Consider the following 26,358-nt stretch of genomic DNA (forward strand, 5'->3'; position numbering starts at 1 on the left):
GCGCCGCGCCCCCGCCGCGGCAGGGTTCACTCGACGGTGACAGACTTGGCCAGGTTGCGCGGCTGGTCGACGTCGGTGCCTTTCACGCAGGCAACGTGATAGGCCAGCAGCTGCACCGGCACGGCATAGACCAGCGGCGCGATCAGCGGGTGGACCTTGGGCATCTCGATCGTCGCGAGACAGCCCTCGCCCGCTTCGGCCAGACCCTCGGCGTCGGAGATCAGCACCACCTTGCCGCCGCGGGCGCGGACCTCCTGCATATTGCTCACGGTCTTCTCGAACAGGGGGCCCGAGGGCGCCAGCACGATGACCGGTACGGCCTCGTCGATCAGCGCGATCGGGCCATGCTTCATCTCGCCCGACGCATAACCTTCGGCATGTATATAACTGATTTCCTTTAGTTTTAGTGCGCCTTCCAGGGCCAGCGGATAGTCCTGTCCGCGGCCCAGGTAGAGGACGTCGCGGGCCGGGGCGATCAGGTGCGCCATGGCCGCGATCTCGTCGTCATGGGCCAGCGCGGCATTGAGCGCGGCCGGGGTCTCGACTAGCTGGTCGACCAGATCGCGCTCCTCCTCGCGGCTCATCCGCCCGCGCTTGACCGCCAGGTGCGCGGCCAGCGCGGCGAGCACGGCCAGCTGGCAGGTGAAAGCCTTGGTCGAGGCCACCCCGATCTCCGGCCCGGCATGGGTGGGAAGCAGGAGATCGGCCTCGCGCGCCATCGAGCTGGTCGGCACGTTGACCACCACCGCGATGGTCTGGCCGTGTTCCTTGCAGTGGCGCAAGGCTGCCAGCGTGTCGGCGGTCTCGCCCGACTGCGAAATGAACAACGCCAGTCCGCCAGGCTCGAGCACCGGGTCGCGGTAGCGGAACTCGCTCGCCACATCGATGTCGACCGGCAGGCGGGCGAACTGCTCGAACCAGTACTTGGCAACGAGCCCGGCGTAGTAGCTGGTCCCGCAGGCGACGATTGTGACCCGTCGGATCTGCGACAGGTCGAAATCGAACTGCGGCAGCGCCACCGATTGATCGACCCGACGGATGTAGCTGCGCAGCGTCTGGGCCACCACGGTCGGCTGCTCGAAAATCTCCTTCTGCATGAAGTGGCGGAAATGGCCCTTCTCGATCGCCGCGGCCGAAGCGCCGGAGGCGACGATCTCGCGCGTGACCGGCCGGTTGTCCTTGTCGAACACCTGCGCGCCCTCGCGGGTGATGATCACCCAGTCGCCCTCGTCGAGATAGGAGATCCGCTGGGTCAACGGCGCCAGCGCGAGCGCGTCCGAACCGAGATAGGTCTCGCCCTCACCATAGCCGACCACCAGCGGCGAACCCAACCGGGCACCGATCAGCATGTCGGGATGGGCCTTGAAGGCGATGGCGAGAGCGAAGGCCCCGCGCAACTGCGGCAGCACGGCCTGGACCGCCTCGGCGGGACTGCGGCCTGCCTCGATCTCGGCCGAGACGAGATGGGCTACCACTTCGGTGTCGGTCTCGCTCTCGAACACGCGGCCGCTGGCCTGCAGCGCCTCGCGCAGCGGACGGAAATTCTCGATGATCCCGTTGTGCACCAGGGCGAGATGGTCGGTCGCATGCGGGTGGGCATTGGCGGCGGTAGGTGCCCCGTGGGTGGCCCAGCGGGTATGCGCGATACCGGTGGTGCCCGGGGCGGGATGGCGGGCCAGCTCGACGACCAGATTGGACAGCTTGCCCGGCGCCCGGCGCCGGATCAGTTCGCCGCCTGACAGGGTGCACACGCCGGCGCTGTCATAGCCGCGATACTCCATGCGCCGCAGGCCATCGACCAGCCGGTCCGCCACGTCGTCCTTGCCGACGATACCGATGATTCCGCACATGTTGCGAGGGGCCTTTCGAGACTGTCAGGTGTAGGGAACGCGGATGCCGGGGATGTGCGGCGGGAAATCGGCGACATTGCTGGTCACCAGGATCGCGCCGTGCTCCTGGGCCGAGGCGAAGACCAGCGCGGCCGCCAGGCCCAGTGCCGGTCGCTCGACCTTGAGCGTGGCGGCCCGGCGCGCGATCTCGGGGGTGATCTCGCGAATCGCGAAGTGCGAGAGGAAACGCTCGGTCTCGTCGCGTGCGACCGCGGGGGCCTCGGCCATGATTTCCAGCCAGGTGATCCGGCTGATCCACGGGCGCTTGGCCCTGCGCAGCTCGGCCATGGCCAGCTGGTGACCGGACAGCGTATCGACCACGATCCCGGTGTCGAAGCAGGTATCGGTCACGCGCGTCCATCCTCTGGACCGTCCGTATCGTCGGGGCGGGTCCACTGGGCGCGGATCGTGGCTTCGTAGTCCTTGCCGATCACGCCCTGGCCATAGCGGGTCCACAGCCCGAAGCCATGCTCGAGCCAGTCCTGCTCACCCGCCCGAAACGCGGCGATCGCCTCGCGGATCAGCGCCGCGCGCGATTTGCCGCGCTCGGCCGCCTCGGCATCAAGCCAGCGGATGTCATCATCAGGCAGGTCGGCAAGGATACGCATGATATATAGATATCATATCATGATATAACTGTCAAGGGACAGACGTGACCCTTCGCACCCGGAAGGGGCTAGCATGGCCATGGTGAACGGTCCGTAAATGCGCGCGGCCGGGGCGGCTTCAGCGCTTGCCCTCGCTCGCCTTGCGGTCAGCCTTCTTGCGCTTCATCGTGTCGTGGAAGCGGTCGGCCCAACCGGGCTTGACCAGCTGTTCGGCGCGGACCAGCCGCAGCTCGCCATCCCCGACATCGCGGCTGACCGCGCTACCCGCCGCGACGATCGAGTCCGCGCCGATCCGCACCGGGGCGATCAGCGCGCTGTTGGAACCAATGAAGGCACGCTCGCCGATCACCGTCTTGTGCTTGAAGTAGCCGTCGTAGTTGCAGGTGATCGTTCCGGCGCCAATGTTGGCTCCCGCCCCGACTTCGGCGTCGCCCAGATAGGTCAGATGGTTGGCCTTGGCACCCGGTCCGAGCGTGGCGTTCTTCACCTCGACGAAGTTGCCGATCTTCGCGCCGGCCTCCAGCACGGCACCGGGGCGGAGCCGCGCATAGGGGCCCACCTCGACCCCCTCGGCCAGCCGCGCACCCTCGATGTGGCTGAAGCCGCGGATCGTCACGCTGTCGGCCACTACGACGCCTGGACCGAACCAGACATTTGGCTCGATCGTCACGTCGCGCCCCAGTACCGTGTCCCAGGCGAACCAGACCGTCTCCGGGGCAATCAGCGTCGCACCATCGGCCATGGCCCGAACGCGGCGCCGCGCCTGCCAGCGGGCCTCGGCCTCGGCCAGTTCGGCCCGGCTGTTGATCCCGGCGACCTCGTCGGAATCGGGCGTCACCACCACCGCGCAGTGCCCGCCCTCGGCATTGGCGATGTTGACCACATCGACCAGGTAGTACTCCCCCTGGGCATTGGTGTTGCCGACCTTGCCGAGCAGGTCGAACAGCCGATCGGAACGGGCTGCCATCAGCCCGGAATTGCACAGCCGGCAGGCCCGTTCGGCCTCGCTGGCGTCCTTGTGCTCGACCATCCTGGCGATCCGACCGGTATCGTCGGCGATCACCCGCCCGTACTGCAGCGGATCGGCCGGGGTGAAGCCCAGCACCACCACCTCGGGAGCATCGGCGGCGTGCAGCCGGTCGAGCATCAGGCGCATGGTCGCTGCGCTGACGAAGGGCACGTCGCCGTAGAGGATCAACACGTCCCCGGCAAAGCCGGCCAGCGCCGCTTCGGACTGCTGGACCGCATGACCGGTGCCAAGCTGCGGTTCCTGCACGGCCAGGCTCGCCCGGGTGCCGAGCTGCCGCTCCAGCTGTTCGCGGCCGCTGCCGACCACGACGACCTGGCGCGATGGCATCAACTCGGCAGCGCTGGCGAGGAGATGTTCGAGCATCGGCCGGCCGGCAATGGGGTGGAGCACCTTGTGCAGGTCGCTCTTCATCCGGGTGCCCTTCCCGGCGGCAAGGATCACGATGGCAAGCGGCGCGGTCGACTGTGCAGTGGTCATGCCTGCGTCCTTGCCAGCAAATCGTTACGGTTTCCACGCCCGACGTTGCGGTTTCCGCCGCTTTGCGCCACGGCGCCGGGCATGACCAGCTTCCCTTTCCGCATCGTTGGCTTCGATCTCGACGGCACCCTGCTCGATACCCATGGCGATCTGGGCGCCGCGCTCAACCACGCGCTCGCCCTGGCCGGTCGGCGGCACGTGCCGGTCGAGCAGGTGACCAACCTGATCGGCGGCGGGGCGCGGCAGATGCTGCTGCGCGCGCTGGAACTCACCGGAACCGTCCCGCCCGAGGACGAGGTCAAGGCGCTGCATCGCGAACTGATCGCCTTCTACACCGACAACATTGCCGTCCACACCCGCCTTTATCCCGGAGGGGAGGCCATGCTGGACGGTCTGGCCGCGCAGGGGGTGCAGATCGCGGTGGTCACCAACAAGCTCGAGGCACTCGCCGTGCGCCTGCTCGATGCGCTCGGCCTCACCCCGCGGCTCGCCACGGTGATCGGAGGCGACACGCTTGGCCCCGGCCGGGCCAAGCCCGCTCCCGACCTCCTGCACGAAATGCTGCGCCGGCTGGGCGGCGGCCCGGCTGCCTTCGTCGGTGACACGACGTTCGACACCCGTGCCGCGGCGGCTGCCGGCCTGCCCTGCGTGGCAGTGCGGTTCGGGTTCAACGACGTGCCGGTCGAGACGATGGGAGCCCGCGCGATCATCGACCATTACGACCAATTGATCCCGGTCCTCAGGCAGCTTTGAGTCGGACAACGCAGCGCCAGGCATGATTATGACAGCTGCGTTACAGCAGCGATAGATCGTGCATTTCTTTCGGTGAATGACGGCCCTGCGCCGCTGCGCGGGCGCATCCCTTCACAAAACCGTAACGGCTCCGCGCGGATCGTAGTATGATCCGGTCCCGGCAACCGCGCCGCGACATCACCCGTCCGTCCTTCCGGGGCGGGCGATCGGGAGAAGGATGATGAAGCACGGTCACCTCCTGCTGGCTGCGCTTGGCCTGCTCGCCGCGGGCACAGCCCGGGCCGAGCGCCTCGACATCGATCACCGCCTTTACCAGCCGCTCAACTCGGCGCTGCAACAGCCGCATGATGGCAGCGTGTTCTACCAGGCCAGCCCGTCAGGGCGGATCTTCGACCGGATCCTCGTTCGTGGCACCTCGGCCGAACATGACTGGACCGAAGCGCTGGAGCTGACCACCGTGCCCCGCAAAGCCGAACGCAAGACGCCGCAGGAGTGGTTCGCCGCATTCCAGGCCGCCAGCGAGAGCACCTGCCCGGCGAAGGTGAGCGTGCTGGGCGAGGACGAAAGGTCGATCACCTTCGCGCTTGAAGCGCCCCCCTGCAGCACGGGCACGCCGCTGAGCGGGCTCTATCGGGTCATCTATGGCCGCAAGACGGTCTATGTCGTCAGCGCCAAGCTGAAGGGCACCATGGCGGCCGACCAGCGCCAGCAGTTGCTCACCCTGCTCAGTTCGGCACGGCTGGCCGGCTAAGGATCAGGCTGTGGCGGGCTGGAGGTTGTCCTGATGGTGTCTTGAACGGCGCCAAGGCCCGTTCATCGCGAGCGAGGTCGGGAGGCATCGCTGACCACGTCCCGACGTCGCTCGAGGCGAACCGAGGACAGCGCTCCAACCTTCTCGGGACCCGCTTTAGTCTTCGACGATCTTCAGCAGGCGCCGCTCGATCGGGCTGAGCACCCCGGCCAGTTCGTGCCCGCGCTTGAGCACCTGGCCGGTCTCGCCGAACAGGGTCCACATGCCCTGCTTGCCGCGCAGCGCGGGGCGCTTCTCCAAGCGCGCCTGGGGCCGCTCCGCAGCCCGGCGGAACGCCAGGAAACTGGCCGCGTCACGACCGAAATCCATCGCATAGTCGCGCCATTCTCCGGCCGCCACCATCCGGCCGTAGAGGTCAAGGATCCGGGCCAATTCCTGCCGGTCAAAACCGACCTGCGCGGCTGACTGCGCCGGAAAAGGCACGATCTGCGCGCCTGGCCCCGTGCCGCCTCGGCCGCCCGGCGGGTGATCGGCCCGGGCCAAGCCTCAGCCGCCCGTGCGCCGCTGCGAGCTGGACGGCGGCAGCGGCTGACTGGCCTCGCGCAGCGCGGCCAGCTCATTCCTCAAGGCCGCCACTTCCGCCTCCAGTGCAGCAAGCCGCGAGGTGCCCGCAGCCAGCTCGGCACTGTCACTGCACGGCTCCTGGCACGGCGTGCCATAGGGCATGAAGTCCTTCTGCCAGGTTTCTGCCGGGACCAGGGTCGAGCGCGCCTTGACCCCCACCATGGTCGCCCCCTCGGGAACGTCCTCGGTGACCACCGCATTGGCTCCGACCCGCGCCCGCGCCCCGACGATGATCGGTCCGAGGATCTGCGCACCGGACCCGACGATCACCCCGTCCTGCAGGGTCGGATGGCGCTTGCCGCCAACCCCGTTGGCCGGATTGGTGCCACCCAGGGTCACGCACTGGTAGATCGTGACATTGTCCCCGATTTCCGCAGTTTCGCCGATAACGGTAAAGCCGTGATCGATGAACAGGTGCCGACCGATCCGCGCGCCGGGATGGATGTCGATCCCGGTCACGAAACGACTGAAGTGGTTGACCAGCCGGGCCAGGAAGTACAGCTCGCCAGCAAACAGCCAATGGGCAATGCGATGGAAGCCGACCGCCCAGAGCCCCGGATAAAGGAGCACCTCCCACCGCGACCGGGGAGCCGGATCGCGCGCCTCGATCGAGTCGAGGTATTCGGTCAAACGCCTGAACATGTTGCCCTCATTGTCTTTCAATTGCCTTCGCGAGGCAAGCTGCCTTGCCGGCGCTCCGTCGCGGCTAGGCCGGATCGTGCCGCCCCGGCCCGTTGAGCTCCTCGAGCGCCTCGCGCCAGATCGACAGCGTCGGCGGCTGCTTGCGCGCGAGGCTGAGGCGATCGATCGTGGCCACGATCCGTTCGGCGCCGAGATGGCTACGCTCGACCCGCGGCACAAGATAGGCCGTCGCATCGGGCCCCAATGCCAGACTGCGCTGCTCGGCGTGGAGGGCGATCAGGTCGGCCAGCATGGCGTCATCCGGCGTGCCGATCGCCAGGTGGAGCGCCGCGCCCAGCCGCGAGGCAAGGTCGGGCAAGCGCACGGTCCAGCCGCCGGGCAGGGCATTGACCACCATCAGCAGGGGCCGACCCGCCTCCTGAGCCCGGTTCCAGCGATGGAACAGATCGGTCTCGTCGAGCTGTTCGACATCGTCGAGCACCTCGCCCCCGGTGCTCGTGGCGAACCAGCGCGCCAGCAGCGACTTGCCGGACCGCGGCGGACCGGCCAGCAGTGCGGTGCGATAGGGCCAGTGCGCCGACTGGCCGAGCGCATCGAGCACGGCGGCATTGGCCGAGCCGACGATGATCCGCCCCGGGGTGCGGGCAGCGGCCAAGGGCAAGGGGATCTGGCGGGCGCCGGACATCGCGGCGGGATCAGCGGCGGATGCTGAGGGCACCGTTGCCCAGGGTCACCGTATAGCCGCGGGCGCGCAGCGCCGCCGCCAAATCGTCCAGCCCGCCGGAATAGCTGACCCGCATCACCGAGGTGCCGCCCATTGCCAGACTGGTGGTGGCGGCGCTCTTGACCCCAGTGATCCCGCGCACGGCGGCCAGTGCGGCATCCACCGCGCGCACGTCTGGCGAGGCAAACTGGACGGTAAAGGCAGCCGGTGCATCGACCGACGGGGCGGCGACGATGGTTGGCGCCGCAGCTCCCGGGACCGCATCCGCCACGATCGCCTGCTCCTGCGCCGCGGTCACCCGGTTCGCAGCCGCAAGCAGCGCGGCCACCGCCGGATCGAGCGTCAGCCGCTCGGAATTGAGCGTCGGATTGACCCGCAAGGTGCCGGCCAGCAGCGCATCGGTGTAGATCCGGTCCATCCGCCGCACCGCCTCGTCGAGCATGGCGGGGACCTGGTCGGGACCCTTGGCGGTGAGGGTGAAACTCGACAGAGGCCGGTTGTCGGGACCGTAGCGGGCGGTGAAGGTGCCCTGGACCGGACCGCCCGGCCATTGCCGCTCGATCCGGGCAACCGGCACGATCACGTCGCTCGCCCCGAACTGGTCAAGGATGTTGCGCCACCAGGTCCGGCTGCGGCGGCTGACCTGCCCGGCCGTCAACAGCAGCGAATCGCCACCGCCACCGGTGGGACGGACGTAGTCGATCGCGCTGGCCCCGGCATGGAACCGTGCCCAGGCCGCCTGCCACGGGGTGCGCACCTCGTAAATCTGGGCCACCCCGCCCGAGTAGAGCAGCGGCAGCATCAGCAGGGGTTGCGACCGCGTCCCAACGGCGCTGGCCCCGGCGACGAACTGCCCGGAGCGGGTCCGGTCGAAGATCACCCCCAGCGTGGCGATGTAACGGCGGGGCCCGATCTGCTCGCGCTCGATCACCACCGAGGACACCAGTCCCTCGAGCTGGCCGTCGGCCAGTTGCGGCCCACCAGCCTTGGCCCAGGCCAGCCGGGTCGCTTCGCGCCAGCCGTTGCGACGCGCCTCCTCGGCGGTCTTGCCGGTGGTGTTGACCTGGATCCCGTCGACCTGGATGTCGCCCGTGCTGGCGACCGGGGCGATCCCCCGCTCGCCCTCGATCTGGGCGACCAGCCGAGCCGGACCGATCACCGCGACAGCCAGCGCCCCGGCCAGGACCAGACCGCCGCCCAGGGGCAGAAGACCGGGCCGCTGCGCCATGGTCGGGCGCCAGCGGCGCGTGCGGAGGGAAAGATCATGAAACAGCATGGGGGAAACCGCGCGCCTTTTGCCCAAAGGCAAGTGGAAATCCAAGCGCGAAACGGCTAGGCGGCGCGGGATATGGCAAATGATCCCGAACAGCAGTCCTACAGCTACGAGCAGGCAGGCGTCTCGATCGCCGCCGGCAACGCGCTGGTCAAGGCCATCGCCCCGCTCGCCCGCGCGACGGCCCGTCCCGGTGCGGACGCCGAGCTTGGCGGCTTTGGCGGGTTCTTCGACCTGCGGGCCGCGGGCTACAAGGATCCGCTGCTGGTTGCCGGCAACGACGGGGTAGGCACCAAGGTCAAGCTCGCGATCGATCACGACCGCCACGACCGCATCGGCATCGACCTGGTCGCGATGTGCGTGAACGATCTGATCGTCCAGGGCGCCGAGCCGCTGCTGTTCCTCGACTATTTCGCCACCGGCAAGCTGGACAACGGCGTGGCCGAGCGCGTCGTTGCCGGGATCGCCGAAGGCTGCAAGCTGGCTGGATGCGCGCTGATCGGCGGCGAGACCGCCGAGATGCCGGGGATGTACGCGCCGGGTGACTACGATCTGGCCGGATTTTGCGTCGGTGCGGTCGAGCGGGGCGAGCAGCTCACCGGCGACAAGGTCCGGGCGGGCGACGTGCTGATCGGCCTCGCCTCGTCCGGGGTCCATTCGAATGGCTATTCGCTGGTCCGCCGCTTGGCTGCCGACAAGGGCTGGAAGCTCGAGCGCCCGGCCCTGTTCAATCCCGAGGTACTGCTGATCGAGGCGCTGATCGAGCCGACCCGGATCTACGTGAAGAGCCTGCTCCCGCTGATCCGAGCGGGACGTATCCATGCCCTCGCCCACATCACGGGTGGTGGCCTGCTCGAGAACGTGCCGCGGGTCCTGCCCGCAGGGCTGCATGCCCGGATCGACGCCGGGGCCTGGGATCAGCCGCGACTGATGGCCTTCCTCCAGGCCCAGGGCAATATCGAGCCGGGCGAGATGGCCCGCACGTTCAACTGCGGGATCGGCATGGTCCTGGCCGTGGCAGCCGAGGAGGTCGCAGGGCTGATGGCCGATCTGGCCGCCGCGGGCGAGACGGCCATGGTCGTCGGCGCGATCGAGCCCGGCGCGCGCGGCTGCACGGTGCAGGGCGCGGACGAGGTCTGGTCGGGCCGGGGAGCCTGGGAAGCGGTCCACCTTGCCTGAGCCGACGGCGCCCCGGACGCGGGTCGCGGTCCTGATCTCGGGCAGCGGCACCAACATGGCCGCGCTGCTCTATGCCAGCCGCCTTGCCGGCTGCCCCTACGAGATCGTGTTGGTCGCCTCGAACAACCCGGCCGCGCCGGGACTGGACCTTGCCCGCGCCGAGGGCGTGCCGACCTTCGCCCTCGCGCACAAGGGCATGGCGCGCGAGGAGCACGACGCGGCCATGCACCACGCGCTCACTGCGGCGCGGGCAGACTATGTCGCGCTGGCGGGCTATATGCGCGTCCTGTCCGACGGGTTCGTCGCCCAGTGGGCCGGGCGGATGCTCAACATCCACCCTTCCCTGCTGCCCCGCTACCCCGGGCTCCACACCCACCAGCGCGCGATCGAGGCGGGGGACAGCCATGGGGGCTGCTCGGTGCACCTCGTCACCGCCACGCTCGACGAGGGACCGCTGCTCGGCCAGTTGGCCGTGGCGATCCGTCCCGGCGACACCGCCGATACGCTCGCGGCGCGGGTGCTGTTCGCCGAGCACCAGCTCTATCCCCGCTGCCTGGCCGACTATGTGGCACGGGTGCGTGATCCCCGCTGGCTCACCGCGCAGGTTCGCGAGCGGGCGATGGCGCTGCCCGAGGCCGAGGAGACGCTGTCGCACGGGATGGCCTGCTTCGGCGTGGTGAAGGGGAAGAAGTTCGCCTGGGTCAGCGCCGATCACCACGGCGACGGACGGGTGGCGTTGCTGGTCAAGATCAGCGGGACCGACGAGCAGGCCGACCTGATCGAGCGGGACCCTGAACGCTATTTCCGTCCCGCCTATTTCGGGGGCGACTGGATCGCGATCCGGCTCGATCTCGGCGATACCGATTGGGACGCAGTCGACGATTGGCTGCAGCGCAGCTGGCGTGCGATCGCGCCCAAGCGGCTGACCGCGCTCCTCGACGTTGCTGACATGTTCTGACCGCCGGGCCCAAGCCCCGGAGTCAGCGGATCTCGCGCTCTTCGACCAGCGGCCGGCTCTCGCGGGTGCCGCGATACCGATCCGCCGACTGCGACGCATCGGGCGAGATGATCACGTGGTCGTCATGCACCTCGAGCAGCGTGCCGACAAACGGGAACCCTTCGAGACTGCCCGTCACGCGGTAGCTCACGACGTCGCCGACCTTGAAGGTGGCCGGGTCGAAATTGAATTCGAACGGGCAGGCCTCGCCCGTATCGCCCATCCCCTGCATGGCCCCACTCCCTCGTTGGCGATGCCTGCCTAAGCCGCTCCTGCCGCAATGAAAAGGGCCGCCGGATCGTCCCGGCGGCCCCGATCAGGCAGATCGTCGGTGCGATCGGCTCAGCCGACGATCTCTTCCGGCTTGAAGAAGTAGGCGATCTCGATCGCGGCGTTCTCTTCGCTGTCCGAGCCGTGGACCGAATTGGCCTCGATGCTCTCGGCCAGTTCCTTGCGGATCGTGCCGGGCTCGGCATTGGCGGGGTTGGTCGCGCCCATGATGTCACGGTTGCGCTTCACCGCGTCCTCGCCCTCGAGGACCTGGACCACAACCGGACCCGAAATCATGAACGAGACGAGATCGTTGAAGAACGGCCGCTCCTTGTGGACGGCATAGAAGCCTTCAGCCTGTTCCTTGGTCATGTGGATACGCTTGGAGGCGACGACGCGCAGACCGGCCTCTTCCAGCATCTTGGTGACCGCGCCGGTCAGGTTGCGGCGCGTCGCGTCGGGCTTGATGATCGAGAAGGTGCGGGTGACCGCCATGACGAAATCCTTGGAATGACAGTGGGCAATGGAACCGGCCGAAAAGTTGGATCCGGCCAGGCTGGCGCGGCCCCTAGCCGGGATGTGCCCGGACTGCAAGGCGGTCCGGCACGCCTCTGCCCGATCACCGGACCGGGCGATAACCGTCAGACACGATTTGAAACGGACCCGAAATTCTCCATCCGCGTTGATGCCCCACATAGCAAGGTATCGAAGTCCGATGCACGCAACCGCCGCGGGGTTCGACGGAAGTTGTCCAGATCTAGGAGATGAACCGATGTTCGCGCTGCTTGCCGCCATGTCCCTGCCCCTCCTCGCTGATGCCGCCGTTCTCGCGCATACCGAGCGGCTGGAGCACAGCGGCATGGCCTATCAGGTGACCTACGAACCGCAGGTCCGCACCACCGCCAAGACCATCGGCGCCGCCGGTGGCACGCGCACGGGCGGGCAATGGTGCCGCACCACCACCGAGATCGCCGTCGACCGCGCGGTCCGGCTCGACGATGGCACCCCGGCCCTGACCCATCGGCTCGCCGGCCGGCAGGAACTGACCGCTCAGCACCCGGGCAGCTGCGAGCAGAACCGCAAGGCGCTGGCCACCGCCGAGGCGCGCCAGGCGCCGCTGGTGCGCGAGCAGGTGCGTGCGATTGCCGCAGCCGACCGTCCGGCGCTGCTGGCGCAGATCGAGGCGGTCCGCGCTTTCGCGGTGAACTGAACGGGATCGGCGGGCGCGAGGCCGGCGCTCAGCCGGCCTTGACCCAGCGTCCGCCTTCCTGCCGCCAGAAATGGCGTTCCAGCCCCTCGCGCTCGCCCAGCATGCGCCAGCATGCCCGGGCGGCATCGAGCGTGGCGGCATCGAACACCAGGAACGTCCGCTCAAACCCCTCGGGCTCGCGCCAGATCCCGTCGGCCAGCACGCAGAAGCGTGCGCCGTTGGCGGGATCAAGCCGATTTGACAGAAGGACAGGCTGGCGCGCGGCGTGCGGCTGGTCGGTCCGGCCGTTGGCGAGGAAACTGTCTGCCGGTGCGGCCCGCCACAAGGCTTCGCCAATCGCATCGAGCAGGTCGTCGGGCTCACCCACGACCAGCAACCGCTCGCCGGCCTTGAGCGTGTTGCGCGCCAGCAGCGCTACGATCTCGGGCACCGGATCCTGCCCGACCTGGTAGAAATCCACCCGCATCAGCCAGCATTCCCCTTGCTGCGGCGGCATCGCTCCGAACAGTAGCGCACGTTGTCCCAATCGCGCTCCCACTTCTTGCGCCAGGCGAAGGGAAGCCCGCAGGTCAGGCAGGTCTTGCTAGGCAGGTCCGCCTTGCGCCGCATGCGCGGCATGGCATCAGCCCTCCAGCACGTCGCGCACATAGCGGTCGAGCAGGCGCACGCCGAACCCGCTCGCGCCCTTGTCCCAGGTGCGGCCGGGCTTGTCGGTCCAGACCGTGCCTGCGATGTCGAGATGCGCCCACGGCGTACCCTTGGCGATGTAGCGCTGCAGGAACTGTGCGGCAGTGATCGAGCCGCCGTAGCGCGGGCCGACGTTCTTCATGTCGGCGATCGGACTATCGATCAGCTTGTCATAGGCCGGGCCCAACGGGAAACGCCACAGCGCGTCGCCACTGGCCTTGCCAGCCGCGTCGAGGTTGGCCGCGAGCGTGTCGTCATTGGCAAACAGTCCGGCGTACTCGTGGCCAAGCGAGATGATCATCGCCCCGGTCAGCGTGGCAAGATCGACGATCGCGGCCGGCTGGTACTCTTGCTGCACCCAGGTGAGCGCATCGCACAGCACCAGACGCCCCTCGGCGTCGGTATTGATCACCTCGACCGTCTGCCCCGACATCGTGGTCACCACGTCGCCCGGCCGCTGGGCGTTGCCGTCCGGCATGTTCTCGACCAGGCCGCAGATGCCGACCACATTGGCCTTGGCCTTGCGCAGGGCCAGGGCGAGCATGGTCCCGGCCACCGCGCCGGCGCCGCCCATGTCCCACTTCATGTCCTCCATCCCGGCCGCCGGCTTGATCGAGATGCCACCGGTGTCGAAGGTCACGCCCTTGCCGACGAAAGCGGTCGGCCGCACGTCGGGCGCGCCGCCGTTCCAGACCACTGCCAGCAGCCGCGGCGGCCGCACCGAGCCCTGGGCCACGCCAAGCAACGCGCCCATGCCCAGCGCCTTCATCTCGGCCTCGTCGAGCACGCGGACGTCGAGGCCGGTTCCCTCGTAGCGCGCCCGGCAACGCGCCACGAAGCTTTCGGGGTAAATCACGTTGGCCGGTTCGGTCACCAGCTCGCGGGTGAACTCGACACCCTCTGCCACCGCGCTCTCGACCACCCAGGCCGCCTCTGCGCCGTCCGGAGCGCCGACCACGACAATCTCGGCCAGCGAGCGCTTCTGCTCGTCCTTGAGCGTCGTGCGGTAGGTGTCGAGCCGCCAGCCGCGCAGGCGTGCGCCGGTCAGCAGGGCCGCCACTCCGGCGGGTTCAACGCCGGACCCGGCCAGATCGATGGTCAGCACGTCCTCGCCCGAGGTCAGATACTTCGCAGTCAGCGCCGCGCCCGCCTTCTCGAGCGACTCAGCCGGCTCGGCACCGGGCTCGCCGATCCCGGCGAAGGCCAGCCGCACCACCCGGCCCTCCCGCTCCACAAAACCCTCGAACAGCTGGCCCGCCTTGCCGGAAAAGCGCAGGGCACGCGCGGACTGGGCCAGCACGGGATCCAGATCGGCCGGCAGGGCGTTGTGCGCTGTCAGCCTGGCGACCAGGCGGGCAGTGGCGGGAACGGCAGCGGCGAAGGTGATCTTCATGCGAACTCCAGGGGTGATGCGACGGATTTTCCGGCAGGCGCGGCGGGTCGGGACTTTATCGCCCGCGCCCGATTGCAGTTAGGGCCGGGCGGTGCGATAGGCAACCCATGCGCCCGCAGGTCGAGAGTCCCAAGCCGCGATGAACGTGCGATCCGCGGCTGGAATCCGCCTCAGCCTGGCCCGTCGGCTGGCTGGACCGGGACTGCTCGGGCTGCTTGTCAGTCTTGCGGCTCCGGCGGCGGCGCAGTCCAGCCTGCCACCTGGCAATGACCTCGAGGGTCCCATCGGCTTCGAGGCCGACCAGGTCAGCTATGCCTATGATCCCGAGATCGTCACGGCCAGTGGCAATGTCGTGCTGCGCCGCGGCGACCAGTCGGTCCGGGCGGATAAGGTTACGTGGGACCGTCGTAGCGGCAAGATCCTGGCAACCGGCAACATCCGCCTGATCGATGCCGACGGCAACCAGCTCTACACCGAAACGGTCGAGCTGACCGACCAGCTCAAGGCTGGTGCGATGCAGAACCTGCTTATCGCGCTGCGCGATGGCGGCCGGCTCGCGGCGATCACCGGCGAGCGCGACGCCGCCGGACACATCATTCTGTCGAAGGCGACCTATTCGGGCTGCGCGGTCGAAGACGATCAGGGTTGTCCCAAAGAGCCGACGTGGCAGGTCAATGCCCGCCGGGTGGTCTACACTCCCGCGGAACGGACCATCCGCTTCTCCGGGGCGCGGCTGCGGATGTTCGGAGTAACCCTGATGCCGCTGCCCCAGCTGGCCATTGCCAGCGATGGGCGGCCGATCAACGGCCTGCTGATCCCCGACATCCAGCTGACAGTCAACAACGGGCTCCAGATCAGCGACACATGGTATCAACGGCTGGGTCCGAACCAGGATCTGGCGGTGACCGGCTACCTGTTCACCGAAACCCTGCCGATGATCTCCGCCCGCTACCGCGCGCTGACCGATGCCGGCGCCTTTCAGGTCACCGGCTATGCCACGCGCAGCCGCCGCATCTCGGTCAGCGGTGCGCCGGTCGGCGGGGCCCAGGCCAACGAGATGCGCGGATACATCGCGGCGAGCGGGCGCTTCCAGTTCAATCCGGAATGGAGCCTGACCGGATCGCTGCGGCTGGCCAGCGACCGCACCTTCCTGCGCCGCTACGACATCAATCGCGAGGATCGCCTGCGCTCGACCTTCGACCTGCAGCGGATCGCCGCAAACAGCTATTTCTCGTTCTCGGGCTGGGCCACCCAGACCATGCGCGTGGCTGTTCGGCAGGGGCTGATCCCGGTCGCCTTGCCGATGATCGACTGGCGCCGCCGGCTGACCGATCCTGTGCTGGGCGGCCGCGTCGAGTTCCAGGCCAATTCGCTCGCGGTCACGCGCACCAGCGGTCAGGACACCCAGCGCGCTTTCGCTCGTGCCCAGTGGGACCTGTCACGGCTCACTCCCTGGGGCCAGGAGGTCACCTTCAGCGCGATGACGCGGGGGGATATCTACCATTCGGCGCAGAACGATCTGGCGAATGCCTTCTACCCGGGTCGCCGCGGCTGGCAGGGCCGCGGCATCGCGCTTGGCGCGGTTGACGTCCGCTGGCCGCTGGTGGGGGCGGCGTTCGACGGCACCCAGGTCCTGACCCCGCGGGTCCAACTGGTCGCCTCGCCGCCGATCCGCAATCTGGCCGTCCCCAATGAGGATTCGCGCGCGATCGACCTGGAGGACTCCAATCTTTTCGCGCTCAACCGCTTCCCCGGCTATGATCGGGTCGAGGACTCGGTGCGCTTCACCTATGGCTTCGACTGGGAACTGCAGCGCCCGGGGCTGCGAGTGCGCACCACGCTGGGACAGTCCGTCCGCCTGACCAACCAGGCAACCGTCGTCCCCGATGGCACCGGCCTGTCTGATCGCATGTCGGACATCGTCGGACGCACCGAGCTGCGCTTCCGCGACCGCATCAAGCTGACCTGGCGCTATCGCCTCGACAAGGACGACCTGGCGGTACGGCGCAACGAATTCGATGCCACGGTCGGCAACGAGCGGACCTATGCCGAGGTCGGCTACCTGCGCCTCAATCGCGACATCGCCTCGCTCGAAGATCTTCAGGATCGTGAGGAGTTGCGCGCCGCCGGGCGGTTTGCCTTCGCCCGTTACTGGTCGATGTTCGGGTCCACTGTCATCAACCTGACCAACCGCCAGGAGGATCCGCTGAACACCGCGAACGGCTTCCAGCCCCTGCGTACCCGGCTTGGACTAGCCTATACCGATGATTGCCTTGAGCTGGCACTTACCTGGCGGCGCGATTATGTCGCCACCGGCGACGCCGGACGCGGCAACACGTTCCAGCTCTATTTCGCGCTGCGCAACCTGGGTTTCCGTTGAGCCGGTGGACCACGACCGGGCCCTATTGCACGAACTGTTTGCAGGGTTGCGCAAACGCGCTATCGCCCGGAACGGACGCAGGCGGCGTCCGGCGCGGGGGGTCGTGCAGCGCAGCGGAGACCATGCCGGTCGAGGCATGCTCAGGCGCGGTTCAGCCGTCACCGCCGATTGCGGCGCAAGGATAAGTGGGCTGATCGAGGGATCGGCGGCCCGCACAGACAGGATTTCGGATAAGGTGACCATCTTCACGCGCAAGACCCGGGCCCGGCAGGTGCTGCTGGCGATCAGCCTGGCCGCCTTTACCACCGCTTCCGTGCTCCCGGCCGCTGCCCTTGCCCAGGAGGGTCCAAACGAGACCCCTCAGGGGGCGATCGTGATCCCCAACGACGTGCAGATCTTCGGGAAGAACGATCCCAACCATCGCCGCGCTACGGCCGTGGTCAATGGTGACATCATCACCGGCACCGACGTCGAACAGCGACTCGCGCTGGTGATGGCCGCCAACCAGGGCAAGATCGCGCCCGAAGAGATGCAGCGCCTGAGGTTGCAGGTGCTGCGCAACCTGATCGACGAGACGCTGCAGATCCAGGAGGCCAAGGCCCAGGATCTCAAGGTCGACGACGACGAGGTGGACAGCACCTACGAACGCGTGGCGCAGCAGAACTTCCGCCAGGAACCCGCCGCGCTCGACGCTTACCTTGGCAAGATCGGCTCGTCACCGGGCTCGCTCAAGCGGCAGATCCGTGGCGAACTGGCCTGGCAATCCGTGCTGCGCCGCAATGTTCAGCCCTTCATCAACGTCTCGGAAAGCGAAGTGCGCGAGATGATGGAGCGGCTCAAGGCGGCCAAGGGCACCGAGGAGTATCGGCTGGGCGAGATCTTCCTGTCCGCCACCTCCGAGAACCGCGCGCAGGTGGCCGAGAATGCTGCCCAGATCGTCGAGCAGCTGAAGAAGGGTGGCAGCTTCGTGGCCTATGCCCGGCAGTATTCGCAGGCTTCGACCGCAGCGGTCGGCGGCGATCTCGGGTGGATCCGGCTTGCCCAGTTGCCCGCCGAGCTCGGCGCTGCCGCTCAGAGCCTCAGCAGTGGCCAACTGGTCGGTCCGATCGAGACCAGCGGCGGCTTTTCGATCCTCTACCTGATCGACAAGCGCCAGGTCCTGACGGCCGACCCGCGCGACGCGATCCTTAGCCTCAAGCAGATCTCGATCGATTTCCCGGCCGGGACGACCGAAGCCAACGCTACCAAGCGCGCCGCAGAATTCGCCGCCGCCATGAAGGCCGCGCGCGGCTGCGGGGCGGTCGATGCCGTAGCCCAGGGTTTGGGCGCCCAGGTCGTCGCCAACGACCAGGTGCGTGCGCGCGATCTGCCCGCTCCGCTGCAGGATGCGCTCCTCTCGCTCTCGCTGGGCGAAACCTCGCCCCCGTTCGGTTCGATTGCCGAGGGCGTGCGGGTGCTGATGCTGTGCGGACGCGACGACCCGCAGGTGGCCACCGGCCCCAGCTTCGAGCAGATGATGGCCCAGATGGAAGATGATCGCGTGAACAAGCGCGCCCAGGCCTATCTGCGCGACCTTCGCCGCGACGCCGTCATCGAATACAACTGAGCCCGGCATGGCCCGACCGGCGCCCGCCCCGCTCGCGATCTCGCTTGGCGACCCGGCGGGGATCGGGCCCGAACTGCTCGCCACCGCCTGGGCGGCGCGCACGGTCCATGCCCTGCCCCCGTTTTTCGCGGTCGGCGGCGCCACCCTGCTCGCGGCGGCGGCACAGCGGCGAGGACTTGACCTGCGGATCCAGCGGATCGCCGATCCAGCCGAGGCGAACGAGGTGTTCCCCACGGCGCTGCCTGTGCTCGGCGATCTGGACGGACCCTATCGACCCGGCGCTCCGGACCGGGACGGGGCTTCGCTCGCCCTCGCGTCGCTGACGGACGCGACGGCCCTGGCCACCACGGGCGGCGCCGGCGGCGTCGTCACCAGCCCCATTGCCAAAAGCAGGCTGGCCGAAGTCGGTTTCGCCCATCCCGGCCAAACCGAATTCGTCGCGGCGGCGTGCGGTGTGGCCCCGGCCGATGCGGTGATGATGCTTGCCAGCCCGGCGCTGCGCACCGTTCCGCTGACCGTGCACGTCGCGCTCGCCGAGGTGCCGCGGCTGGTGACGCGCGAACTGATCCTGCGCCGCGGGCGGATCGTGGCTGCCGCGCTGGTCCGCGACTTCGGGATCGCGCGGCCACGCCTGGCCGTTTCGGCGCTCAACCCGCATGGCGGCGAGGACGGCAAGTTCGGCGACGAGGACCGCACCGTCGTCGCTCCGGCGATCGCCGCGTTGTGCGCCGAAGGGATCGACGCCTCGGGCCCGCACGCCGCCGATGCGTTGTTCGCCCCGCATAACCGGGACAGCTTCGACGCAGCGCTGTGCATGTATCATGATCAGGCGCTGATCCCGATCAAGGCGCTCGACTTCGACGCCGGGGTCAACGTCACGCTGGGGCTGCCGATCGTGCGGACCTCACCTGACCACGGCACTGCCTTCGCCATCGCTGGCCAGGCCCGGGCTCACCCCGGAGCGACGATTGCGGCGATCCGGCTGGCGGGCGAGTGCGCGGCGCGGAGGGTCCCGTGAGCGAGCTGCCGCCGCTGCGCGAAGTGATTGCGCGGCATGGCCTCGCCGCCAGCAAGGCGCTGGGCCAGAACTTCCTGCTCGACGAACAGCTTCTGGCGCGGATTGCCGCCATCCCGGGCCCGCTGCGCGATCGCCCGGTGCTCGAAGTGGGCCCGGGCCCCGGTGGGCTGACGCGGGCATTGCTGCGGGCAGGCGCGCGGGTCACCGCGATCGAGATGGACCGGCGTTGCCTGCCGGCGCTGGCCGAACTGGGCGAGGCCTTTCCCGGTCAGCTCACCGTGATCGAGGGCGATGCGCTCAAGCTCGACCCCGCAAACCTGTTCAGCGAGCCCTATGCGATCGTCGCGAACCTGCCCTACAACGTGGGGACCGCGCTGTTCACCGGCTGGCTTTCGGGCGAGGCCTGGCCTCCGCGCTGGTCCTCGCTGACCCTGATGTTCCAGCAAGAGGTGGCGCAGCGGATCGTTGCCACACCGGACAGCGACGCCTTCGGGCGGCTGGCGATTCTGGCGCAATGGCGCAGCCACGCCCGATTGGCGATGAAGGTGCACCGCAGCGCCTTCACTCCGCCACCCAAGGTGATGAGCGCGATCGTCCATGTCACCCCGGAAGAGGCACCGGCGGGGGTGTCGATGCGCTGGCTTGAGCGAGTGACCGAGGCCGCGTTCGGCCAACGGCGCAAGATGCTGCGGCAAAGCCTCAAGGCCGTGCCCGGCGCGCTGAAGACCCTGGAACTGCTGGGCATCGACCCGCAACGGCGGGCCGAGACGCTTGAGGTTGACGATTTCGTGGCGATTGCCCGGGCGCTGACCCTGGGGGGGTAATCGGGCTGCGGCGCCGCGCCGTCAGGCTTTGTCCCAACCGCTGCGCCGCTGTTCTGCGCGCGGAAAGCGCATAATCACGCGGGCCCCATGGCCAGGAACCCCCTCCATCGCAATCGTCCCCCCATGGTTGGCGACGATCCGCCGCGAAAGCGACAAGCCCAGCCCCGACCCGCCCGGCTTGGTCGAGAAGAGGCGGTCAAACACCCGCCCCAGATCGGCTGGCGCGATACCGCAGCCATTGTCGGCCACCGCGATCTCGATTTCGCCCAGATCGACTTCGGCGAGGGTGATCTCGATCCGCCGATCGGTTGCGCGCGGCTTGAGCGCGTCAACCGCGTTCGAGGTCAGGTTCATCAACACCTGGATCAGCTCCTCCTCGCAGCCGTAGATGCTGTGATCCTCATCGACATCATCGGGCAAGCCGAGACGCAGCACGATGTCCTGATCGGCGAGGTCGCGCCGGACCATACCATCGACCCGGTGCAGCAACTCGACCAGATCAATGCTGGTGTACTCGCTCGACAGCCGCTGCATCAGCCGGCGCACCGACATGACGCGCTGGCCGACCCTGGTGATTTCACCCTGGGCTCCGTCGAGCGAGACCAGAGCCTCGGCCACGTCCGGTTCGCTTCGGCTCAACCAGCGCCGCGCTGCCTGGATGTAGTTGTTGGCGCAGGAAATCGGCTGGTTGACCTCATGCGCCATGGTCGACGTCATCGAATCAACCATGGTGACCCGCTGGGTCCGCACCAGATCGTCCCGGATCCTGGCGTTTTCCTCGTTGAGGCGCTGGTTGCGTTCCATTTCCGCGACAAGGTGATGGACTTCCACCAGTTCGAGCCGGTGATGCATGTAGTGTGACAGCGCGAAGTGGAGCGCGACCGAGAACCACAGGCTGAAGCCGAACACTCCCACCACCTGGCCGAGCAGGCGCAGCTCGTCATGGATCGGCTCGTGCGAGAGCAGGACGAGCACGGCCGAACGCGCCAACAACACGGTCAGCAGCAAGTTGAGCAGCAGTGCGAGCCGCGGCCTGAACACTACAGAGTTGGCGATAGCGAGAGGCGGCGCGTAGAATACAAGGTTGCGCGATGTCAGGGCGAACACGTCTCCACCGGCAACCCACGTGCGGCCCAGCACGAAGACATTGAGGAACACGGCCAGGGCCACCATGATCACCGGGACCAGCCGCAACCGCCCCCATTCCCGGACGAGAAACAGCGACGAGAACAGCGCGAACACCACTGGATACTGGTAGGATCGCCACGCGATTGTCCCTGCGATCAGGCAGTCAATCGACCAGCGGATGAAGATGAATATCGTCATCCAGTTGAGCAGGAACACGACCCAGCGATTCTCGCTGAAGGTGGCCCAGTCTGACCTGCTGAACAGGAGGATCGAATCCAGCGACCAGCGTCGCGGACGGGCTGTCCGCCGGAAGATGGCGCTGGCGAAGCGGCTATTCATCCCGGCTTCCGCGGCGCGGCATCAGCCGTGCTGTTCCTCGGACTGGCGCCGCACGATCGGGGCATAGTTGAGGATCAGCTCGCCCAGATGCTTGACGCTGAGCTTATGCAGGATCGAACGACGATGAACCTTCACTGTCGCCTCCGACATGCCGAGATCGTGCGCGATCTGCTTGCCGACCTGCCCCAGACACAGGCGCACGAAAACCTCGTGCTCTCGCGCTGTCAGGTTGCGCATCAGGCGGTCCGCATGCCGCCGCTCCTGGCTCTGCATGGTGCGGCTGCTGTCCAGCTCCATGGCCGCGCCGATCGCATCGAACAGGTCCTGATCGCGGAAGGGTTTGGTCAGGAATTCGAAGGCGTTGGACTTCATGGCCTGAACCGCCATCGCGATGTCGGCAAAGCCGCTGACCACGATCACCGGCGTGTGGATGTCAAGCGTGGCCAGACGCTTCTGCACTTCGAGCCCGCTCACCCCGGGCATGCGCACATCAAGGACGATGCAACCCGACAGCCCCTGACGGGCCCTTTCGAGCAGGGCTGCTCCGGATTCGAACAACTCGACCTCGTAGCCCAACCCGAAGTTGTCGATGGCCACGGCGCAGCCGAAGGTCTGAAGCCGCGAGACGAACTGGATGGCTTCGGCGAAGTCGGGAAAGCTGGCCGTTTCGGTGATCGCCAAGGTCAGCCGGCTCGCCACGCTGCGGCAGCCGGTCAGCCGCCGGAACAGCATGCCCCAGCGCGGACAGGTGCTGACGCTCTGGGCCGACACCTGCACCGCCACGGCCACGTCGGGATCAGCCTCGAGCAGGTCGAGCGCGCTGGCGACGAGGTACTGGTCGAGCGCCACGGCAAAGCCGAGCCGTTCGAGCACAGGGCGGCATTCCGCGAGGTCACGACGCAGGCCGTCGCGGCCGCACAACTGCGGGATGAGCTCGTAGAAGAGAACGTCGCGGCCCGACTGACCATCGCGCACCGGGCGCCAGGCGAACACCATCGGCTCGGCCGGAGGCACGCCATCCGGCTGGCAGCGCACGATTGGCTCGCGCGGGGTGACCATGCGGAACACCGGGCCCGCGGTGGAGCAGGGGGCCGGATCGGCCGCCCCGGTCACGACTGGTCCAGCGGCGGCGTAACCGTCACGTTCCTGTTCGCGCGGAATGGCGCCGAGCACACTGGCGACGATCGCCATGTCCGCCCGGTAGCGTTCGGCCCAGGCCGCACCGCGACCCGGCATCTCGCCGAAGAACGGCACGCGGCAGCCGCTTGAAAACGGCCGTTCGGCCTGCCCTGCGCCATCGTCGGGTTCAGCCCAGCTGCCCGAGATCGACAGGCAGATCGTCCCGCCGTCATGCGGCAGGAACACCACGGGCGGATTGACCAGCAGGCGATTGAGCCAGGCCTGCGGGTTGACTGCGTCGCGCTCTGCAACATCACGCTGGGCAGGCAGCAGCGGCCGGGGTACCGCGCCGTAGATGATGCCGCCGCTCTCGAACTGGATGTCGGCATGGCGTCCGAACCATTGCAGCACCGCGCGGCGCACCTGGGCCACGGCCCGCGCGGCCACGCCGGAGCCATAGGCGAGGCTGACATGCTCGAAATTGTCGATCGCCACCATGAAGCGGACCGAGCCTCCCTTTGACGCCGCGAACGCGCCGAACCCCGGATGACCGGATCCGTGCGCTGCCAGCCTGTTCAGACGATCCCAATGCACGCTATTTCGTCCCTAGTTCCGAAGGTTTTCCGTTCCGATCTGGACGTTTCATCGGCAATCCGGGCGAAATTGGAATAATCAAGTTGCAGCGTTAATTAATGCGAGATTGAAATTGTTGGTCATATTGTGTAAACAATCTCACAAATGAGGCGTAAAACTACTCCAAAGTGGTAGATTTTTACTCGATTAATTTAATAAAGAGGCAAGGAATTTGCGCGGCTTTTCGCCAAACGGCCTGCCACCTTGACCTGCCCGCCGCGAATCATCGGAACCGCCACGCCGGCGTCGCAACGCGCCGCGGTCCAACCAGCGCAGCGCGGGTTCGAGCCGTTTCGGCACGAATAGATGCGGCTCTGGCAGATGCGGCCCCGGGCACCCGGCACCGGGGCGTGCGGCTGCCTCAACCGAGCGGCACAGAGGTCTGGCGCAAGCGGATCGGCACAACCGGATCGGCGTGATGTGGCCGGTCCGGCTGGGCCGGCCTGCCGGCCCCGTCAGGGCAGTGGACCTACAGCGCGGACCAGCCGGACAGCAGCAGGGCCCAGAGGAAGGCGGATGCGCCGACGATCAACCCTAGGGCGCGGCGGCGCGACCATTTCGCCGGGCCGGGGTGGGTTGGAGACCGGCGAACCGGATCGCCATGGCTGGCCTGGCGCAGCAGCCACGGGCGTAGCGGGACGGGGACGGGGCACGAGTCGGTCGCCGTCAGCGGGTCGGCGCGAACCGTCACGGCCGAATGGGCCATGCCACTGTCCTTGTCCTGATGCGCCTGCGCCTGGTCGTCCCGCATGATCCGGCCTCCCCGTCTGGCTGCCGGTCCGGGCAGAACCGAACGGTGCGGACGGACAGACCGGTCGCCAGGCACGCGTGATAAGCCGGGCCTGCCGCAGATCGGACCCGCCTTGTCGTCAGAGTCTTAACCTAAGCCGGTAGTTGGCTAAGCTTTAGGGGTAGGCGTCTCTGCCAGGATCGCGGTCAGCTCCGCCTGGACCCGGCCGGCTCTGCGGCAGACGCAAAAAGAGGCGCTCGGCACGGACCGTAGCGAAGCCGGAGCTTCATTCGGTCAAGCCGCAGCGCCTCTTTCCGAGCTTCTTCCCGGTAGTCAGAAGACCGGGGGTGGCTTATGCCCGTTTTTGCCGGCTGGAAAGTAAATTCGTGCACAAGAATTAACCGTAATGAACCTGTTTTTTAGCTATGTTTCTGTTTTTAATAGATACATTGGATAATTTTTTGTCCAGTTTTGTTGTCACGGCCTTGTCAATGAAACCTGACACCTCGTTCGACATCTGGCCATCAGCGCAAATCGATAGGGCGGACCGGCGGCAGCGGCGCGGCACCGGGCTGTTCTGGCCAGTGTGCGACACCCCGAACCGCCCCGGTCTGGCGGACGGCCCCGAGCGCGGCCAGATCGATCTCGGCGAACAGCCACTGCGGCGCCCCTTCGACGCCCGCAGCGATCACTCCGTCGGTTGGGAAGTCCCCATCGGGCGGGCCATAGACGCCGGCGGCCCCACGGTTGACATCCACGGCCGGGGACCATGCGGCCTTCCCCACAGTCGGCGCCTGGATAGCGATCATCTGGCCTTCCAGAGCGCGGGCCTGGGCACCGATCCGCACCCGCCAGTAGCCCTGCAGGCTGTCGGTGCAACTGGGCACCAGCAAGATCTCCGCACCCGCCTCGACCAGGGCGCGGGCGAGCAGGGGAAACTCGCTGTCGTAGCAGATCGTCACGCCGATCGGCCCCAGCGCGGTCTGGAACAGGTGCAGCGGCCCGCCCGCGGCGACATGCCATTGCTCACGCTCGAACCGGGTCATCACCAGTTTGTCCTGCCAACCCATCCGGCCGTTGGGAGCGAACAGGCGCGCCCGGTTGACATAGTGCATCCCGCCGAGATGGACCGGCATCGTCGCTGCCAGCAGATGGATCCCGTGGCGCGCCGCCAGCGCGGCATGGAGCGCATCGACCTGCGGCGCCAGCGCGGCAACGCTGGCCAGCGAGCCGGCCAGATCACCCATCGTGGCCGGATCGAGCGCCGCCAGCTCCATCGCCCCGTACTCGGGAAAGACCGCCAGCGCGGCGCCGCCAGCCGCGGCCTCGCCCACCCAGCGCTCGAGCTTGGCGACATAGTCGGCCCAGCTGCCGAGCCGGTCGATCGGGTACTGCGCGGCGGCGACGGTGAAGCGGCTCACAACTGGCGCATCCACACCTGCATCGGCTTGGCGCTCTCCTCCGCCTCACCGTGCTCCTGCCAGGCGATCGAGGTGACCAGGCCCGCTACCGGGGCATAGCCGCGCCGCGTCCAGAACGGATCGAGCGGGCGATAGCCGGCCGGACGCTGCGGATGATCGGCGGGCCGCACCACGGCGGCAAAGGCCGCGGCCTTGGCCCCGGCGGCCCGGGCGTGGGCCTCGCGGCGATCGAAGAAAGCATGGCCCAGCCCGCGCCCGCGGTAGGCGGGCAGCAGCACGCTCTCACCGAAGTAACACACTGCCTCGGGGGCGATCCCCCGCGCCGTGAAGGGCGCGCGGAAATCGGCGGGCTGGGCCGCCAGCGCCGAGGCGGTGGCCGCGCCGACGATCTGGCCCTGATCGATCGCCGCGACCAGCACGGCGTCGGGAGCCGCTGCGAAGCTGCGCAGATAGTCCGCCTCGTAGGCCACGTCGCCGGCATAGAGGTAGGGATAGTCGGCAAAGACGGCGATGCGCAGCTGCGCGAGAGCAGGGATCGCGGCATCAAGCTCGGCCCCGGTCAGGGCGCGCACCTCGAGGGGGGAACGGGAGGCAACCATGGCGCGATGCTAGGCCGCCCCCGCCCTGCGGGCAACCGGGCGCGGTTCCTTGCT

At 68.0% G+C, this 26,358-nt stretch carries 27 protein-coding genes; 9 read left to right on the top strand and 18 right to left on the bottom strand.

Annotated elements, in window-relative coordinates; genetic code table 11:
• Positions 1 to 26: 26 nt before the first annotated feature.
• The 4 genes from glmS to glmU all read right to left on the bottom strand — a co-directional run bounded on the left by glmS (position 27) and on the right by glmU (position 4,004).
• Complete coding sequence (gene glmS / locus H7F53_RS06970) at positions 27 to 1,850, bottom strand: glutamine--fructose-6-phosphate transaminase (isomerizing) (RefSeq protein ID WP_185678769.1); 1,824 nt, start codon at positions 1,848 to 1,850, stop codon at positions 27 to 29.
• Positions 1,851 to 1,874: 24 nt separating this feature from the next.
• Positions 1,875 to 2,240, bottom strand: a complete 366-nt coding sequence (locus H7F53_RS06975; RefSeq protein ID WP_185678770.1) for a PIN domain-containing protein — start codon at positions 2,238 to 2,240, stop codon at positions 1,875 to 1,877.
• Complete coding sequence (locus H7F53_RS06980) at positions 2,237 to 2,497, bottom strand: ribbon-helix-helix domain-containing protein (protein ID WP_221773625.1); 261 nt, start codon at positions 2,495 to 2,497, stop codon at positions 2,237 to 2,239. Before H7F53_RS06980 ends, H7F53_RS06975 begins: the two co-directional genes overlap by 4 nt.
• Positions 2,498 to 2,615: 118 nt before the next feature.
• Positions 2,616 to 4,004, bottom strand: coding sequence for a bifunctional UDP-N-acetylglucosamine diphosphorylase/glucosamine-1-phosphate N-acetyltransferase GlmU (gene glmU / locus H7F53_RS06985; protein WP_185678771.1), 1,389 nt, complete (start codon positions 4,002 to 4,004; stop codon positions 2,616 to 2,618).
• A gap of 81 nt (positions 4,005 to 4,085) precedes the next feature.
• Between glmU and H7F53_RS06990 the strand changes: the two genes are divergently transcribed.
• Positions 4,086 to 4,757 carry an HAD-IA family hydrolase gene (locus H7F53_RS06990; protein WP_185678772.1) on the top strand — a complete coding sequence of 224 codons (672 nt, stop codon included), beginning with the start codon at positions 4,086 to 4,088 and terminating at the stop codon, positions 4,755 to 4,757.
• Between the two features lie 220 nt (positions 4,758 to 4,977).
• Positions 4,978 to 5,508: a hypothetical protein gene (locus H7F53_RS06995; protein WP_185678773.1), complete on the top strand. Its 531-nt coding sequence runs from the start codon at positions 4,978 to 4,980 to the stop codon at positions 5,506 to 5,508.
• Between the two features lie 156 nt (positions 5,509 to 5,664).
• Here the strand turns inward: H7F53_RS06995 and H7F53_RS07000 are convergent, their stop codons facing one another.
• The 4 genes from H7F53_RS07000 to H7F53_RS07015 all read right to left on the bottom strand — a co-directional run bounded on the left by H7F53_RS07000 (position 5,665) and on the right by H7F53_RS07015 (position 8,726).
• Entirely contained in the window at positions 5,665 to 5,994 is a 330-nt protein-coding gene (locus tag H7F53_RS07000; protein ID WP_185678856.1) for a DUF2794 domain-containing protein, read from the bottom strand.
• Between the two features lie 60 nt (positions 5,995 to 6,054).
• Positions 6,055 to 6,774, bottom strand: a complete 720-nt coding sequence (gene epsC, locus H7F53_RS07005; RefSeq protein ID WP_185678774.1) for a serine O-acetyltransferase EpsC — start codon at positions 6,772 to 6,774, stop codon at positions 6,055 to 6,057.
• A gap of 64 nt (positions 6,775 to 6,838) precedes the next feature.
• Positions 6,839 to 7,459 carry a P-loop NTPase family protein gene (locus H7F53_RS07010; protein ID WP_185678775.1) on the bottom strand — a complete coding sequence of 207 codons (621 nt, stop codon included), beginning with the start codon at positions 7,457 to 7,459 and terminating at the stop codon, positions 6,839 to 6,841.
• A gap of 10 nt (positions 7,460 to 7,469) precedes the next feature.
• Complete coding sequence (locus H7F53_RS07015; RefSeq protein WP_246438649.1) at positions 7,470 to 8,726, bottom strand: heavy-metal-associated domain-containing protein; 1,257 nt, start codon at positions 8,724 to 8,726, stop codon at positions 7,470 to 7,472.
• Positions 8,727 to 8,846: 120 nt separating this feature from the next.
• On the opposite strand from H7F53_RS07015, the gene purM reads away from it, so the two are divergent.
• Complete coding sequence (gene purM / locus H7F53_RS07020; protein ID WP_185678776.1) at positions 8,847 to 9,950, top strand: phosphoribosylformylglycinamidine cyclo-ligase; 1,104 nt, start codon at positions 8,847 to 8,849, stop codon at positions 9,948 to 9,950.
• A complete protein-coding gene (gene purN / locus H7F53_RS07025) occupies positions 9,943 to 10,908 on the top strand; it encodes a phosphoribosylglycinamide formyltransferase (protein WP_281384755.1) in 966 nt (321 codons plus the stop codon). The genes purM and purN overlap by 8 nt, the downstream gene beginning before the upstream one ends.
• Before the next feature lie 22 nt (positions 10,909 to 10,930).
• On the opposite strand, the gene H7F53_RS07030 is transcribed toward purN, so the two are convergent.
• The gene (locus tag H7F53_RS07030; protein ID WP_185678777.1) at positions 10,931 to 11,179 is read right to left on the bottom strand and encodes a hypothetical protein; all 249 of its coding nucleotides are present in this window, start codon (positions 11,177 to 11,179) and stop codon (positions 10,931 to 10,933) included.
• 110 nt (positions 11,180 to 11,289) lie between these two features.
• The gene (gene ndk, locus H7F53_RS07035) at positions 11,290 to 11,712 is read right to left on the bottom strand and encodes a nucleoside-diphosphate kinase (protein ID WP_185678778.1); all 423 of its coding nucleotides are present in this window, start codon (positions 11,710 to 11,712) and stop codon (positions 11,290 to 11,292) included.
• A gap of 277 nt (positions 11,713 to 11,989) precedes the next feature.
• On the opposite strand from ndk, the gene H7F53_RS07040 reads away from it, so the two are divergent.
• Entirely contained in the window at positions 11,990 to 12,427 is a 438-nt protein-coding gene (locus tag H7F53_RS07040; RefSeq protein WP_185678779.1) for a hypothetical protein, read from the top strand.
• 28 nt (positions 12,428 to 12,455) lie between these two features.
• Here H7F53_RS07040 and H7F53_RS07045 read toward each other — a convergent pair whose 3' ends face one another.
• From H7F53_RS07045 to H7F53_RS07055, 3 genes are read right to left on the bottom strand one after another with little or no spacing between them, the layout of a single operon-like run.
• On the bottom strand, positions 12,456 to 12,893 hold the full coding sequence (locus H7F53_RS07045; RefSeq protein WP_185678780.1) for a DNA polymerase III subunit chi: 438 nt from the start codon (positions 12,891 to 12,893) through the stop codon (positions 12,456 to 12,458).
• Positions 12,893 to 13,045 (bottom strand): DUF2256 domain-containing protein, encoded by a 153-nt coding sequence (locus H7F53_RS07050; protein ID WP_185678781.1) that lies wholly within the window; start codon positions 13,043 to 13,045, stop codon positions 12,893 to 12,895. Before H7F53_RS07050 ends, H7F53_RS07045 begins: the two co-directional genes overlap by 1 nt.
• Positions 13,046 to 13,049: 4 nt before the next feature.
• Positions 13,050 to 14,507 (bottom strand): leucyl aminopeptidase, encoded by a 1,458-nt coding sequence (locus H7F53_RS07055; RefSeq protein ID WP_185678782.1) that lies wholly within the window; start codon positions 14,505 to 14,507, stop codon positions 13,050 to 13,052.
• Between the two features lie 139 nt (positions 14,508 to 14,646).
• Here H7F53_RS07055 and H7F53_RS07060 point away from each other — a divergent pair, with 139 nt between their 5' ends.
• The 4 genes from H7F53_RS07060 (at position 14,647) to rsmA (ending at position 20,335) form a co-directional block, all read left to right on the top strand.
• Entirely contained in the window at positions 14,647 to 16,887 is a 2,241-nt protein-coding gene (locus H7F53_RS07060) for an LPS-assembly protein LptD (RefSeq protein WP_185678783.1), read from the top strand.
• A 235-nt stretch (positions 16,888 to 17,122) separates the two neighbouring features.
• Complete coding sequence (locus H7F53_RS07065; protein WP_379542855.1) at positions 17,123 to 18,493, top strand: peptidylprolyl isomerase; 1,371 nt, start codon at positions 17,123 to 17,125, stop codon at positions 18,491 to 18,493.
• A gap of 7 nt (positions 18,494 to 18,500) precedes the next feature.
• Entirely contained in the window at positions 18,501 to 19,511 is a 1,011-nt protein-coding gene (gene pdxA, locus H7F53_RS07070; RefSeq protein ID WP_185678785.1) for a 4-hydroxythreonine-4-phosphate dehydrogenase PdxA, read from the top strand.
• Positions 19,508 to 20,335: a 16S rRNA (adenine(1518)-N(6)/adenine(1519)-N(6))-dimethyltransferase RsmA gene (rsmA, locus tag H7F53_RS07075; protein WP_185678786.1), complete on the top strand. Its 828-nt coding sequence runs from the start codon at positions 19,508 to 19,510 to the stop codon at positions 20,333 to 20,335. Before pdxA ends, rsmA begins: the two co-directional genes overlap by 4 nt.
• A 21-nt stretch (positions 20,336 to 20,356) precedes the next feature.
• On the opposite strand, the gene H7F53_RS07080 is transcribed toward rsmA, so the two are convergent.
• The 5 genes from H7F53_RS07080 to H7F53_RS07100 all read right to left on the bottom strand — a co-directional run bounded on the left by H7F53_RS07080 (position 20,357) and on the right by H7F53_RS07100 (position 26,304).
• Complete coding sequence (locus tag H7F53_RS07080) at positions 20,357 to 21,802, bottom strand: sensor histidine kinase (RefSeq protein WP_185678787.1); 1,446 nt, start codon at positions 21,800 to 21,802, stop codon at positions 20,357 to 20,359.
• A gap of 21 nt (positions 21,803 to 21,823) precedes the next feature.
• Positions 21,824 to 23,419, bottom strand: coding sequence for a response regulator (locus H7F53_RS07085; protein ID WP_185678788.1), 1,596 nt, complete (start codon positions 23,417 to 23,419; stop codon positions 21,824 to 21,826).
• A gap of 604 nt (positions 23,420 to 24,023) precedes the next feature.
• On the bottom strand, positions 24,024 to 24,305 hold the full coding sequence (locus H7F53_RS07090) for a hypothetical protein (protein ID WP_185678789.1): 282 nt from the start codon (positions 24,303 to 24,305) through the stop codon (positions 24,024 to 24,026).
• A 503-nt stretch (positions 24,306 to 24,808) separates the two neighbouring features.
• A complete protein-coding gene (locus H7F53_RS07095; protein WP_185678790.1) occupies positions 24,809 to 25,705 on the bottom strand; it encodes a nitrilase-related carbon-nitrogen hydrolase in 897 nt (298 codons plus the stop codon).
• Positions 25,702 to 26,304 (bottom strand): GNAT family N-acetyltransferase, encoded by a 603-nt coding sequence (locus H7F53_RS07100; protein ID WP_185678791.1) that lies wholly within the window; start codon positions 26,302 to 26,304, stop codon positions 25,702 to 25,704. The genes H7F53_RS07095 and H7F53_RS07100 overlap by 4 nt, the downstream gene beginning before the upstream one ends.
• Positions 26,305 to 26,358 lie beyond the last annotated feature (54 nt).

The sequence above is a fragment of the Novosphingobium piscinae genome (assembly GCF_014230355.1).
Lineage (GTDB): Bacteria > Pseudomonadota > Alphaproteobacteria > Sphingomonadales > Sphingomonadaceae > Novosphingobium > Novosphingobium piscinae.